This window comes from Streptomyces sp. NBC_00344 (genome assembly GCF_036088315.1).
Taxonomy (GTDB): Bacteria; Actinomycetota; Actinomycetes; order Streptomycetales; family Streptomycetaceae; genus Streptomyces.
The window spans coordinates 3,538,824-3,552,578 of sequence record NZ_CP107996.1 but is presented as its reverse complement, the minus strand read 5'-3'; the positions used below and the strand labels follow the sequence as shown (position 1 = coordinate 3,552,578).

At 69.5% G+C, this 13,755-nt stretch carries 11 protein-coding genes; 7 read left to right on the top strand and 4 right to left on the bottom strand.

Going from position 1 to position 13,755, the window contains the following annotated elements; all coding sequences use genetic code 11:
• Positions 1 to 13 precede the first annotated feature (13 nt).
• The 5 genes from OHS16_RS15955 to OHS16_RS15935 all read left to right on the top strand — a co-directional run bounded on the left by OHS16_RS15955 (position 14) and on the right by OHS16_RS15935 (position 6,882).
• On the top strand, positions 14 to 1,924 hold the full coding sequence (locus OHS16_RS15955; RefSeq protein ID WP_328537880.1) for a copper resistance CopC/CopD family protein: 1,911 nt from the start codon (positions 14 to 16) through the stop codon (positions 1,922 to 1,924).
• Between the two features lie 6 nt (positions 1,925 to 1,930).
• Complete coding sequence (gene efeB, locus OHS16_RS15950; RefSeq protein WP_328537879.1) at positions 1,931 to 3,193, top strand: iron uptake transporter deferrochelatase/peroxidase subunit; 1,263 nt, start codon at positions 1,931 to 1,933, stop codon at positions 3,191 to 3,193.
• Positions 3,194 to 3,274: 81 nt separating this feature from the next.
• The gene (pheA, locus tag OHS16_RS15945) at positions 3,275 to 4,210 is read left to right on the top strand and encodes a prephenate dehydratase (protein ID WP_328537878.1); all 936 of its coding nucleotides are present in this window, start codon (positions 3,275 to 3,277) and stop codon (positions 4,208 to 4,210) included.
• A 549-nt stretch (positions 4,211 to 4,759) separates the two neighbouring features.
• Entirely contained in the window at positions 4,760 to 6,031 is a 1,272-nt protein-coding gene (gene serS / locus OHS16_RS15940; RefSeq protein WP_328537877.1) for a serine--tRNA ligase, read from the top strand.
• A gap of 38 nt (positions 6,032 to 6,069) precedes the next feature.
• Positions 6,070 to 6,882, top strand: a complete 813-nt coding sequence (locus OHS16_RS15935) for an HAD family hydrolase (protein WP_328537876.1) — start codon at positions 6,070 to 6,072, stop codon at positions 6,880 to 6,882.
• Positions 6,883 to 7,322: 440 nt separating this feature from the next.
• Here OHS16_RS15935 and OHS16_RS15930 read toward each other — a convergent pair whose 3' ends face one another.
• From OHS16_RS15930 to OHS16_RS15915, 4 genes are read right to left on the bottom strand one after another with little or no spacing between them, the layout of a single operon-like run.
• Positions 7,323 to 8,042: an ABC transporter permease gene (locus OHS16_RS15930; RefSeq protein ID WP_328537875.1), complete on the bottom strand. Its 720-nt coding sequence runs from the start codon at positions 8,040 to 8,042 to the stop codon at positions 7,323 to 7,325.
• Between the two features lie 17 nt (positions 8,043 to 8,059).
• The gene (locus tag OHS16_RS15925) at positions 8,060 to 8,971 is read right to left on the bottom strand and encodes an ABC transporter ATP-binding protein (protein ID WP_328537874.1); all 912 of its coding nucleotides are present in this window, start codon (positions 8,969 to 8,971) and stop codon (positions 8,060 to 8,062) included.
• Positions 8,968 to 9,849, bottom strand: coding sequence for an ABC transporter permease (locus OHS16_RS15920; RefSeq protein WP_328537873.1), 882 nt, complete (start codon positions 9,847 to 9,849; stop codon positions 8,968 to 8,970). The genes OHS16_RS15925 and OHS16_RS15920 overlap by 4 nt, the downstream gene beginning before the upstream one ends.
• Positions 9,846 to 10,826, bottom strand: a complete 981-nt coding sequence (locus tag OHS16_RS15915; protein WP_328540860.1) for an ABC transporter ATP-binding protein — start codon at positions 10,824 to 10,826, stop codon at positions 9,846 to 9,848. Before OHS16_RS15915 ends, OHS16_RS15920 begins: the two co-directional genes overlap by 4 nt.
• A 279-nt stretch (positions 10,827 to 11,105) precedes the next feature.
• Between OHS16_RS15915 and OHS16_RS15910 the strand changes: the two genes are divergently transcribed.
• Both OHS16_RS15910 and OHS16_RS15905 read left to right on the top strand, forming a co-directional pair.
• The gene (locus OHS16_RS15910) at positions 11,106 to 11,954 is read left to right on the top strand and encodes a M24 family metallopeptidase (RefSeq protein WP_443042624.1); all 849 of its coding nucleotides are present in this window, start codon (positions 11,106 to 11,108) and stop codon (positions 11,952 to 11,954) included.
• Positions 11,951 to 13,717: an SDR family oxidoreductase gene (locus OHS16_RS15905; RefSeq protein WP_328537871.1), complete on the top strand. Its 1,767-nt coding sequence runs from the start codon at positions 11,951 to 11,953 to the stop codon at positions 13,715 to 13,717. Before OHS16_RS15910 ends, OHS16_RS15905 begins: the two co-directional genes overlap by 4 nt.
• The last annotated feature ends 38 nt before the right edge of the window (positions 13,718 to 13,755 follow it).

The window sequence follows — 13,755 nt, the reverse complement described above, 5'->3', positions numbered from 1 at the left end:
GGACTGACACACCATGACGGCGACCACCGCTCCGCCCCGCTCCGGTCTTCCACTCGCGCGCCTGCTCCTCGTGGCGGCGGCGCTCCTCGGCGTGCTGTTCGCCGCGGCCGCCCCCGCTTCCGCGCACGCAGCGCTGCTCGGAAGCAACCCGAGTGACGGGGCGGTGGTCGCCCAGGCCCCCGACGACGTCTCCCTCACCTTCTCCGAACAGGTCGCCATGGACGACCAGTCCATCCGCGTACTGGACCCCAACGGAAAACGGGCGGACACCGCCCGGCTGCGCGATCTGTCCAAGGGAAAGACCGTCACCTACGGCGTCGATCTGCGCTCCGGCCTCGCCAACGGCACCTACACCGTCGCCTGGCAGGCCATCTCGGCCGACAGCCACCCGGTGTCCGGTGCCTTCACCTTCTCCATCGGCGCCCCCTCCAAGACCTCCGTCTCACCCACCGGGGAGAACGTCGGGGGCGGCCTCGTCGGGGTTCTCTACGGCACCGCGCGCTACGCCGCCTACGCCGGATTCATCGTGCTGGTCGGCGGTGCCGCGTTCATCCTGGCCTGCTGGCAGCGCGGTGCGAGCGCGCAGCCCCTGCAGAAACTCGTCGTACGCGGCTGGCTCACGCTGACCGCGGCCACCCTGGCGCTGCTTCTGCTCAGGGCCCCCTACACCGGAACGGGGCACGTCGCCGACGTCTTCGACCTCGGCGCGCTCCGAACGGTCCTGCAGACGAAACCCGGTGCCTCCCTCATCTCCCGGCTGCTGCTGCTCGGCGCGTCCGCGCTCTTCGTCGCCGTTCTCTTCGGGGCGTACGCCAAGCGGGAAGACCCCAAGGAGAAGAAGGACCTCACCTTCGGCCTGGCCGTGGGCGGCGCGGTGGTCGCCGCGGGCATCGCAGCCACCTGGGCACTCACCGAGCATGCTTCGGTCGGCGTCCAGCCCGGCATCGCCATGCCCGTCGACGTCGTTCATCTGCTCGCCGTCGCCGTCTGGCTCGGCGGACTCACCGCACTGCTGGTTGCCCTCTTCCGCGTACCGGCCATCGAAACCGCCGCTGTACAGCGCTTCTCGCGGATCGCCTTCGGAGCGGTCTGCACGCTCGTGGCCACCGGCGTCTATCAGTCCTGGCGGCAGGTTGGATCCTGGTCGGCACTCTTCGGTACCGGCTACGGACAGCTGCTCATGGTGAAGGTCGGGCTGGTCGCCGTGGTGATCTGCATCGCGTTCTTCTCCCGGCGCTGGACGGCTCGGCTGTCCCGGACCCCGGCGACGGAGAACACCGTGAGCGCCGTGGAGGATGCGGCGGAGCAGGCCGCACGCCACGAGCCGGTGACCGTGCCCGCGGACGCGGACCCCCGGCGCGCCGCACAGCTGGCCCGCCAGCAGGCCGCCAGGTCCGTGGTCCGCGAGAAGCGGATCCGCGACGCCGATCCGCAGCGCACCGGACTACGCAAGTCGGTGCTCGCAGAGGCCGGGGTGGCCGTGGTGCTGCTCGCCGTGACGACCGTCCTCACCACGACGGAACCGGGCAGAACGGAAGAGGAAGCAGGCCGGGCCACCTCGGCCGCGGCCACGGCGCAGTCCGGCCCGGTGAACATCTCTCTCCCCTTCAACACCGGCGGCCCCAAGGGCAAGGGAACCATCGGGCTCCAGCTCACCCCGGGCCGCAGCGGCAGCAACGACCTGCACCTCTTTGTGAACGACCCGGCAGGCAAGCCGTACGACGTCCCCGAGGTCAAGCTCGCCCTCACCCTCAAGGCCAGGAAGATCGGGCCGCTGCCCGTCGTCCCCGACCACCTCTTCACCGGACACTGGGGAGCGACCGGCGTCCAGATCCCGATGGCGGGCAGCTGGGACGTCGCAGTGACCGTCCGGACCTCCGACATCGACGAGACCACGGTGAACAAGACCGTGAAGATCGGCTGAGCAGCAATGAACGACATCTCCAGGAGGCGTCTGATCGCCACCGCCGGCGCCGTCGGAGCCGGCGGTCTCGTCGCGGGAGCCGCGGGCGGCGCCGCCGCGCACGCAGCCACCGAGGCGGACCCGGCCACCGCCCTCACGACCGTCGGCGCGACCGAAGTGCCCTTCCGCAGCGCCGGGGGCGCCACCGCCACCCCTCAGGCGGGCATCACCACACCGGCACAGTCCACCGGTCATCTCGTCGCCTTCGATCTGACGGCCGGCGCTGGCCGTACCGGAGCCGCCGCGCTCCTGCGGCGCTGGTCGGCGAGCGCACACCTGCTGATGGCAGGAGAGCCGGGCGTGGACGACACCGGCATCGCACTCGACGCGGGCCCCTCGTCCCTCACCATCACCATCGGCTTCGGACACTCCTTCTTCGGCCGGACAGGCCTGGCCGACCGGCGCCCGACCCAGCTCGATCCGCTGCCCGACTTCTCCTCCGATCATCTGGACCCCGGGCGCAGCAACGGCGACCTGTGGATCCAGATCGGGGCGAACGACCCGCTGGTCGCCTTTCACGCGCTGCGCACCCTTCAGAACGACGCGGGCCCGGCGGCGCGGATGCGCTGGCAGATGACCGGCTTCAACCGTTCACCGGGAGCGACCTCGTCCCCCAGGACCGTCCGCAATCTGATGGGACAGATCGACGGCACGGGCAACCCCAAGCCGTCCGATGACGACTTCGGACAGCGGATCTTCGTCCCGCCGGGCGCCGGCAGGGGCGCCGCAGCCCAGCCGCACTGGATGGCCGGCGGCTCCTACGCGGTCGTGCGCCGCATCCGGATGCTCCTCGACGACTGGGAGAAGATCCCGGTCGCCGAGCAGGAGAAGGTCATCGGGCGGCGCAAGAAGGACGGCGCGCCGCTCACCGGGGGCACCGAGACCACCCCGATGGACCTCGACAAGGCCGGCCCCGGCGGAAGGTTCGTGATCCCCGACAACGCCCATGCCCGGATCTCGGCCCCCGAACAGAACGGCGGCGCAGCGATGCTGCGGCGTGGATTCTCGTACCACGACGGCATGGATGCCGACGGCGCACCGAACGCCGGACTGCTCTTCGTCTGCTGGCAGGCGGACCCGCTCCGCGGCTTCGTACCGGTGCAGCGGAAGCTGGACCGGGGCGACGCGCTCTCCCCGTTCCTGCGCCACGAGGGCAGCGGCCTCTTCGCCGTACCCGGGGCGCCGGGACCCGGGGAGTACGTGGGACAGCACCTGCTGGAGGGCTCCTGAGCCGTGCGGGCCCACGCCGTCCCCCGCCGGCCCTTCCCGGGACGCCCGGGACCGGGGCATGCCGCGCATTAGGGTGACCGTATGTCAGCCACGCGCTTCACCTACCTGGGTCCCGAAGGCACATTCACCGAGGCCGCCCTGCGCACCCTGCCCGAGGCCGCCACCCGGGAGCTCGTCCCGATGGTGTCCGTACCGGCCGCGCTGGACGCGGTGAGGAACGGGGAGGCCGCCGCCGCGCTGGTGCCGATCGAGAACTCCGTGGAGGGCGGCGTCACCGCGACCCTCGACGAACTCGCGGGCGGCGAGCCCCTGACGATCTACCGCGAGGTGCTGCTGCCCATCACCTTCGCGCTTCTGGTGCGGCCCGGAACCCAGCTCTCCGATGTGAAGACGGTGACCGGCCATCCGGTGGCCCAGCCGCAGGTACGGAACTGGCTGCGGTCCCACCTCCCCGAAGCTCTCTGGGAGTCCGCTGCCTCCAATGCCGACGGGGCGCGGCTGGTCCAGGAGGGCCGGTTCGACGCGGCCTTCGCCGGCGAGTTCGCCGCCGCCACCTACGGCCTCGAACCGCTGATCACCGAGATCCACGACGCGCAGAACGCCGAGACCCGCTTCGTCCTGGTGGGAAGGCCCGCGCGGCCCGCGGCCCCGACCGGCGCGGACAAGACGTCCGTGGTGGTCTGGCAGCGCGACGACCATCCGGGCGCGCTGCTGGAGATCCTCCAGGAGTTCGCGGTGCGCGGGGTGAACCTGATGCTGCTGCAGTCCCGGCCGACGGGTCAGGGCATCGGCAACTACTGCTTCGCCATCGACGCCGAAGGTCATATCGCCGACCGACGGGTGGGCGAGGCGCTGATGGGACTGAAGCGGAGCTGCCCCCAGGTGCGGTTCCTGGGCTCCTACCCGCGGGCCGGGGGCACGGCGCAGGGTGGACGGGCCCAGCGGCCCGGGACATCGGACGGCGAGTTCGCGGATGCCGCGGACTGGCTGACCCGCAGCCAGGACGGCCGGGTCTGAGCGGTGCCGCCGACCGGCGTACCGATCGCCGCCGGTGCCAGGGGTTCAGTTATCCACAGGCCACTTCCCGGCCTGGGGACAAGTCGACAGCATAAGGCCGCATGGTCGACAAATCGCCCTAGCGGCGACACTTCCGTCCACAGACCATCAGGTAGCTCCGTGTCACCTCAATTCCATTGATCAATCCCTTAGAGCGAGTAATTCGCACCCGAACGAGTGCGTGAACGCGGTTTAAAAGGGGGACCCCGCGCCTCCGGTGAGGCTTTCGGAACGATCCCCCCACCCATCCACAGATCTCCCACACAGCCTGTGGATAACTAATCCCGCCTGTGGATTCCTGTGGATAACAAAACCCAAGTGCCCTGCGCCGCCCGGGATGTGAGTCAATCCGAACACTCGGAATGCCCCGTTCCGGCGGAGGTGGGTGCTTTATTGACTGTGGTCGGCAGAGAATTCACCATTCTGTATATAGCGGCTCAATACGGACAAAATGACACGCAGGCGTATATCGGGTCGAGGCGCCGAACCAGGCACCGGTAGCCTGGTGGGGTGATTGACCTTCGCCTGCTTCGTGAGGACCCCGACCGTGTTCGCGCCTCCCAGCGCGCCCGTGGAGAGGACGTCGCCCTCGTCGACGCCCTGCTCTCCGCCGACGAGCGGCGCAGGTCCTCCGGCCTCCGCTTCGACGAACTCCGCTCCGAGCAGAAGACGCTCGGAAAGCTGATCCCCAAGGCAACCGGCGACGAGAAGGCCGAGCTGCTGAAGAAGACCGGACAGCTCTCGGCAGCCGTCAAGGCCGCCGACGCCGAGCAGAACGAGGCCGATGAGGAGACCAAGCGCCTGCTGCTCCAGCTGGGCAATCTGGTCCACCCCGATGTCCCGGTCGGTGGCGAGGAGGACTTCACGGTCCTGGAGACGCACGGCACCATCCGCGACTTCGCGGCCGAGGGCTTCGAGCCCAAGGACCATCTGGAGCTCGGCGAGGCACTGCGCGCCATCGACATGGAGCGCGGCGCGAAGGTATCGGGCTCCCGCTTCTACTACCTGACGGGGATCGGCGCGCTGCTCGAGCTCGCGCTGGTCAACGCGGCGATCGCGCAGGCGACGGAGGCCGGGTTCATCCCGATGCTGACACCTGCGCTGGTCCGCCCGCGCGCCATGGAGGGCACCGGCTTCCTGGGCCAGGCGGCCGAGAACGTGTACCACCTGGAGAAGGACGACTACTACCTGGTCGGCACGTCCGAGGTCCCGCTCGCGGCGTACCACATGGACGAGATCATCGACGCCGAGCAGCTGCCGCTGCGGTACGCGGGCTTCTCGCCCTGCTTCCGCCGCGAGGCCGGTACGTACGGCAAGGACACCCGCGGGATCTTCCGGGTGCACCAGTTCGACAAGGTCGAGATGTTCTCGTACGTGCACCCCGACGAGGCGGCGGCCGAGCACCAGCGGCTCCTCGACTGGGAGAAGCAGTGGCTCACCTCCCTCGGACTCCCCTTCCAGGTGATCGATGTGGCCACCGGGGACCTGGGGGCTTCGGCCTCCCGGAAGTTCGACTGTGAGGCGTGGATTCCCACGCAGGGCAAGTACCGCGAGCTGACCTCCGCGTCGAACTGCGACGGGTTCCAGGCACGCCGTCTGTCGGTGCGGATGCGGGAGGGCAAGAAGGTGCAGCCGCTGTCGACGCTGAACGGCACGCTCTGCGCCGTACCGCGCACCATCGTGGCGATCCTGGAGAACCACCAGCTCGCCGACGGATCGGTCCGGGTGCCGCCGGTGCTGCGTCCGTACCTCGGGGGACGCGAAACCCTCGAACCGAAGTAAGCAGCACCACGCACGAACCGTCTGGAGTCTGTTTCCCAGTGCCCCGCCCCACCCTGCCCTATCGGCTCATCGCCACCGATCTCGACGGAACACTGCTGCGCGAGGACGATTCGGTATCCGGGCGCACCCGTGACGCGCTCGCCGCCGCCACCGCGGCGGGCGCCGCGCACATCGTCGTGACCGGGCGGGCCGTTCCGTGGACCCGGCACATCCTCGACGATCTCGGGTACGAGGGACTGGCGGTCTGCGGGCAGGGTGCGCAGCTCTACCACGCGGGTGAACACCGGCTGCTCACCTCGGTCACCCTGGACCGGCAGCTGGCCGGTATCGCGCTCGCCAAGATCGAGGCCGAGGCCGGTCCGCTGGCCCTTGCCGCGAGCCGGGACGGTCTGGACGGCGAGGTGCTGGTGGGCGCCGGCTACCAGGTGCAGGGGGGCCCGCTTCCGGTGGTGTCCCTCGACGATCCCGCCCAGATGTGGTCGGCGCCGCTGAACAAGGTGTACATACAGCACCCCGAACTCAGCGATGACGCACTCGCCCGGATCGCACGGCAGTCCGCGGGCAGTCTGGTGAACGTGGTGATGGCCGGCCCTGGCGTGGTCGAGATCCTGCCCCTGGGGCTGAGCAAGGCGACCGGTCTCTCGCTGGCCGCGCGCCGGCTGAAGCTCACCGCCGCGGACACCATCGCTTTCGGGGACATGCCGAACGACATACCGATGTTCGGCTGGGCGGCACACGGGGTGGCGATGGCCAACGCGCACACCGAGCTCAAGGCTGTCGCGGACGAGGTGACCGCGTCGAACGACGACGACGGCATCGCGGTGGTACTGGAGCGGCTGTTCGAGGTCTGAGCCCCACGGCCGGACCCATGGGCGGAAGAGGTGGGGGTCGAACCCACACGGGTGCTCACGCACCCCAACAGTTTTCGGGACTGCGGCCGGCGCCTGCTGTCGGCTGGCTCTTCCTGGGAGGGCGGCCCCCGCGCGACCCGCGCAGGAGAAAGCCGCCCGGGCGGTCTGCGCGGACGGCACATCGGCGTGCGAGGTGATCGCTACTCCGGTGCCTGCCCCGTGCCGCCCTGCTGGGAGCTCGACGGACTCGAACTCTCGGTCATCGTCTCGCCCCTCTCCCGGTCCCGTGGCTGTCGGTACGTCAGCCACAGTGCCCGGCGGGCACGGTTCGGCGCCACTCATTTTCCCGGCGCACGCAGGCCGCACCGGGGCCCCGGTGCGGCCTGCGTGCGGACAACGGCCGGGTGCCGGGAGACCGCGGTCTCCCGGCACCCGGGATCTCACTCCTCGCCGGCGAGGGTCAGCCGGCGCAGTTTCTGGCCCGCGTACCAGGTCGCCACCACCGTGACACCGGCGAGCAGTACCACGGCCAGTGGCAGTCCGACGTCGGAGCTGATCGCACCCGGGTTTCCGATCTTCTCGGCCAGGGAGAGCGACCACTGCTGGATGCTGAGCGTGCGCGCCCCCGGCACCAGACTGCCGAAGAGGGTCTCCCAGACCAGCGCGTAGACGAGTCCGGCGACGACCGCGTGCCGGGTGACCGTGCCGAGCAGCAGGAAGACCGCTGCGTACGCGATCGACGCGACCAGTGCGGCGACCGTGTAGGCCACCGCGATCTGCTGGCCGTTGCCGTTGAGGATCATGCCGGCGACGAACGTCGGGATCGCGGAGAACGCCATGGTCACAGCGATCGCCACGATGAGCTTGGTGACGATGATCGTGGGGCGTTTCACCGGCTTGGCAAGCAGATAGATGATCGAGCCGTCGTCGATCTCGGGGCCGATCGCGCCGGTGCCCGCGATGACACCGATCAGCGGCACCATCGTGGCCATGGCGAAGCCGCCGAGCACATTGGTGGCGACCTGGTCGTCCGCGCCGCTGAACGCGCGCACCGCTGCGGCGATCACGATCAGCAGGGCGGGCAGCACGAACAGGATCGCGGCCCGGCGCCGGCCGAGCAGGGCCCGGTAGGTGAGCCGGGCGACTGTGGGGTTGTACATGGACGTCACAGCTCCTTTCAGGCCGCTACGAGGTACGAGAAGACCGACTCGAGCGACTCGTCCGAGGGCGAGACGGTGAGGAGACGGATGCCGTGCTCACGGGCGACGCGCGGCAGCAGCGCCGTGAACCGGCCGAAGTCGACCGCCTGGATGCGCAGCGCGCCCTCGGTCACGTCGACCTCGATGCCCGCGGTCGACGGATCGGCGATCAGCGCCGCGGCGAGTGCGCGGTCGTCGCTGGACCGTACGAGATAACGGTGCGGGCGGTCCGTCATCAGCCGGCGGATCTTGCGGAAATCACCGGACGCGGCATGGCGCCCTGCCACGATCACCTCGATGTGCGAGGCGAGTTGCTCGACCTCCTCCAGGATGTGCGAGGAGAACAGCACGGTGCGGCCCTCGGCTCCCATCCGGCGCAACAGCTCCATCAGCTGCATCCGCTGCCGGGGGTCCATGCCGTTGAAAGGCTCGTCGAGCAGCAGCACGCTGGGGTTGTGGACCAGGGCGGACGCCATCTTCACGCGCTGGCGCATGCCCTTGCTGTACGTCGAGATCTTGCGGTCCTGCGCGTACTCCATCTCGACCGTGGCGAGGGCCTGCTGGGCCGCACGTGCGTCCAGCTCGTGCAGTTCGGCGTTGGCCACGACGAACTCGCGCCCGGTCAGGAAGTCGTACATCCCTTCCCGCTCGGGCACGATGCCGATCTCCCGGTAGACGGATTCATTGCGCCAGATCGGCTTTCCGTCGATGGTGACGGTGCCGGTGGAGGGGGCGAGGAAGCCGCCCATCATGTTGATGAGAGTCGACTTGCCCGCTCCGTTGGGGCCCAGGAGTCCGGTGACGCCGGGGCCGATGGTCATGGTGATGTCGTTGACGGCGACCACGTTCCCGAACCAGCGCGAGGTGTGGTCGATGTTGATCGTGGTCACAGCCCGACCTTCCGGTAGCGGCGCATCAGGACGGCGTACGCGCCGGCGATCAGCGCGAGGATGACGAGCAGATAGACCACACCGGTACCCGCGCCGGGTCCTTCTCCGCCGGGAAAGGAGGAGGTGGCGCCGAGGAACGCGGTCTGCAGACCGTCGATCAGGGTGATCGGGGAGAACAGTCCGAGCCAGGTGACGGCGCCGGACGAGCCCTGTTCGAAGGCGATGGCCTGGACCGTGGAGACCGCACCGTAGGTGATGGTCAGCACCGCGATGACGGCGGCGACCCCGAATCCGCGGCGCGGGGTGAGGGCGGCCACCACCAGAGCGATTCCGGAGAAGAGCACGGAGAGCAGCGCCACCGAGACCAGGCCCTGGCCGAACCCCTTGGTCTGATCGGCGAAGTCGAGTTTGGCGAGCAGGGCTCCGACGTAGAGGATCACCAGCGGGGCCGCGGTGAGGACGAAGAGCGCCGAGGCCAGCGCGGCGAACTTGGCGACCACGTAGTCGACCCGCTCGATGGGCCGTGAGAAGTACAGCGGGATGGACTTGAAGCGCAGGTCACGGGAGACGGACTGGGGCGCCTGCGCGGCGAGGAACAGACCGATGAGGGCCTGGGTGACGATGGCGTAGCGCGTGTAGTCGAGCGGCAGGTCCTTCGCCTTGGTCGCGACGGCGACCGCCACGAGGATCGCCGCGGGCACGCACATCACCGCGAAGAGGATCATCGGGAGCACTTTGGACTTGGCCGAGCGGCCGAGTCCGTACGCCCCCCGGAGGGACTGCGAGAACAGCGATCGGCGGGCGTACGCGCGGCCGAGGCGCGGGCCGTCGTACTTCCGGTATCCGATGTTGTGGATCTGAGTGGTCTCGGTACTCATCGCGCCTGCACCTCCTGCGGGTTCTGGGCTTCCTGCCGGGTCTGGCTGCCGGGACCGAAGACCTCGGCGATGTGGTGACGGCGCTGTTCCATCCGGACCAGGCCGAGGCCGAGGTCCGCGACGGTGTCGCGGACCAGGTCGTAGGTCTCCTCCCCCTTGGCCTCGACCAGCAGGATGTGGCCGGCGCCCGGCAGGCCGTCCTCCGAGCTCTCCTGCAGGGACACTCCAGCGGCCGTCAGCGTCTCGCGCAGCACGAGCGTGCCGTCCGGATGCGCGTCGGTGTCGGTGACCTCGACGGCCAGCGTGGTGGTGGTCTGGGTGAAGTCGCTGGTGGAGCTGGACCGCAGCAGTGCGCCGCCGTCGATGACGACGACGTGGTCGCAGGTGCGTTCCAGCTCACCGAGAAGGTGCGAGGTGACCAGGACCGAGATCCCGAAGTCGGTGTGGATGCGGCGGATCAGACCCAGCATGTCGTCACGGCCTGCCGGGTCGAGGCCGTTGGTCGGCTCGTCGAGGAGCACCAGCTGCGGGTCGTGAACCAGCGCCTGGGCCAGCTTCACCCGCTGTTTCATACCGGTCGAGTAGCCGCCGATGGGCCGGTAGCGCTCCTCGTACAGGCCGACATGGCGCAGCGTGTCCGCGGTACGCTCGCGCGCCGCGGTGGGCGGCAGCCCGGACATCCGCGCCATGTGGACGACGAACTCGGTGGCCGAGACGTCCGGCGGGAGGCAGTCGTGCTCGGGCATGTATCCGACGCGTTCACGGATTTCGCCGCCACTGGTGGCGACATCGAGCCCGAGCACTGCGGCCCGGCCCTCCGTTGCGGGGGACAGACCCAGCAGAATCTTGATCAACGTGGACTTGCCGGCTCCGTTGGCGCCCACCAGTCCGGTCACGCCGGGTCCGATGTCCAGGGAGAGCCGGTCAAGAGCGGTCACCCTCGGGAACCGCTTGCTCAGGCTTTCGGTCGCGATCACAGTCACATGCTCGAAGGTAGTGGCGCGCCCGCACCGGGGCGTCAGCCCAGGCGGCTGGATCCCTGTCCGACTCCAGGCGTACGGACCCGTAGGGGCCCGGTACGGCAGAGGGACTCCCCCTCGGGGGCCGCCGTGGGAGGCCGGTGGCCAAGAAGTTGTCCACAGGGTGCCGCAGGCCCCTTGACGTAGCCGCCGGACATTGTCACATTCATCAGTGTCAAGGTAACCGGCGTGATGTTACGAGCACGTACCGCACTCGGGACGGGACGGATGGCTGGCATGGCCTCAGCGGCGAAGAGCGGACACCCGGCAGAGCTGCGGGGGTTCAGAGAGGTGCAGAGTCTCGCCTACGCCTGCGCGGAGGCGGTCGCCGCGCAGCTCGCACCGGGTGTGACCGAGCGGGAAGCGGCCCGGATGCAGCGCGAATGGCTGTATAGGCGGGGCGTGCGGGACTGGTTCCATCTGCCTTTCGCCTGGTTCGGCGACCGTACGGCGTTCGAGGGCTTCAAGGTGCCGCTGCAGTTCTTCCCGACCGGTCGCCGGCTGGAGCCGGGGATGCCGTTCATCCTCGACATGGCCCCGGTCTTCAAGGGGTGCACGGCGGACATCGGGTACTCGGGCGTTCTGGGCCTCGATCCGGTGCACGACAGGCTGCTCGACGACCTCGAGGCGCACCGCGACCTGCTTCTGCGCGAGGTGCGCGAGCGGCGGCCGCTGCGCGAGATCTACCAGGACGTCGACGCGCTGATGACCAGACAGGGCTACGCCAACCGGCACCGCGCGTACCCCTTCGGCGTGATCGCCCACAAGGTCGACCGGGTCAGGGAACGCCGCTGGTCACCGCATCTGTTCGGCTTCGGCACCCAGGCGCTGAAAGGCCTGGCGAGCGACGCCCTGCACGGCCACAGGGACGGCTGGTCCCCGCTGTGGAGCCCGTACAGATTCTCCGACCATCCGCCCAGAGCCGGCCTCTGGGCGGTGGAGCCCCACATCGGATTCCGGGGCACCGGTGCGAAGTTCGAGGAGATCCTGGTGGTCACCGACTCCCGGGACCCCGAGCAGAGCGCCTTCTGGCTGGACGACGATCTGCCGCATGTGCGGCGCTGGGCAGAGGAGAGAGCAGCGTGAGCACCGTCATCGAGGGAGCACGCGAGCGCCGGGTTCTTACCGGCGGCATCGAGCTGTGCGTCGCCGAGCTGGGGGACCCCGGCCGTCCGACCGTACTGCTGGTGCACGGATACCCGGACAGCAAGGAGGTGTGGGCCGATGTGGCGACACGGCTGGCTGCCCGCTTCCATGTGGTGCTGTACGACGTCCGGGGTCACGGCAGGTCGACGGCACCGGCCCCGCTGCGCGGTGGGTTCACGCTGGAGAAGCTGACCGACGACTTTCTGGCCGTGGCGGATGCGGTCAGCCCCGGCAAACCGGTGCATCTGGTGGGCCACGACTGGGGATCCGTGCAGTCCTGGGAGTTCGTCACCGTCCCGCGTACCGAGGGCCGGATCGCTTCCTTCACTTCGATCTCGGGCCCCTCGCTCGACCACTTCGGACACTGGATCAAGAAGCGGATGTCGCGGCCCACTCCGCGCAGGGCAGCCCAGTTGCTCGGTCAGGGCGCCAAGTCCTGGTATGTGTACCTGCTGCACACTCCGGTACTGCCCGAGCTCGCCTGGCGCGGCCCCCTGGGCAGCCGGTGGCCGAAGATCCTGCAGCGTATGGAGAAGGTGCCTGCGGGGGACTATCCGACGTCCTCGCTGCGCTCGGATGCCGCGCACGGTGCCTGGCTCTACCGCGACAACGTCCGCTCCCGGCTGCGCAGACCACGAGCCGACGCCTACGCGCATGCGCCGGTGCAGCTGATCACGCCGACCGGCGACGCCTTCCTCTCGGAACATCTCTACGACGACCTCGAGCAGTGGGCACCGCAGCTGACACGTCGTACGCTGCCGGCGAAGCACTGGGTACCACGCACCCGGCCCGATCAACTGGCCTCCTGGATCGGCGAGTTCGTGACCGCCCAGGAGGACCCCGGCCCCGTACCCCGGACCCGGGCCACCGGGAAGCACGCCGCGCGCTTCGGCGGCCAGCTCGTCCTGGTGACCGGTGCGGCCGGCGGCATCGGACGGGCCACCGCCTTTGCCTTCGCCGAGTCGGGAGCCCGGATCGTGGCCGTGGACCGGGACGCCGAAGGGGCGGCGCGCACCGCGGAGATGGCCCGGTTGATCGGCTCCCCCGACGCCTGGGCCGAGGTGGTGGACGTCAGCGACGAGCAGGCGATGGAGAAGCTCGCCGAGCGGGTCGCGGCCGATTACGGCACCGTCGACGTCCTGGTCAACAACGCGGGGGTCGGCCTCTCCGGATCATTCTTCGACACCACCGTCGAGGACTGGAAGAAGGTCCTCGACGTCAATCTCTGGGGCGTCATCCATGGCTGCCGGCTGTTCGGCAGGCAGATGGCGGACCGCGGCCAGGGCGGCCATATCGTCAACATCGCCTCTGCTGCCGCCTACCAGCCGTCGAAGGCGCTGCCCGCCTACTCCACGTCCAAGGCCGGGGTGCTGATGCTGAGCGAGTGCCTGCGTGCGGAGCTGGCCGGGCAGGGGATCGGGGTCAGTGCGATCTGCCCCGGCTTCGTCAACACCAACATCACCTCCACCGCACGCTTCGCCGGGGTCTCGGCGGACGAGGAGAAACGCCGTCAGAAGAAGACTGCGCGGCTCTACGGACTGCGTAACTACCCGCCGGAGAAGGTCGCCGAGGCGATTCTGTCCGCCGTGGTGGACAACCGCGCGATCGCGGCGGTCACGCCTGAAGCGCGCACCGCCCTGCTGCTCTCCCGGTTCGCACCGAAGTCGTTGCGTGCCATCGCCCGATTGGAGCCACCGCTGTGAGTGCCGAGAAGAACGCTGCGTCCCTCGGAAAGGCCGAC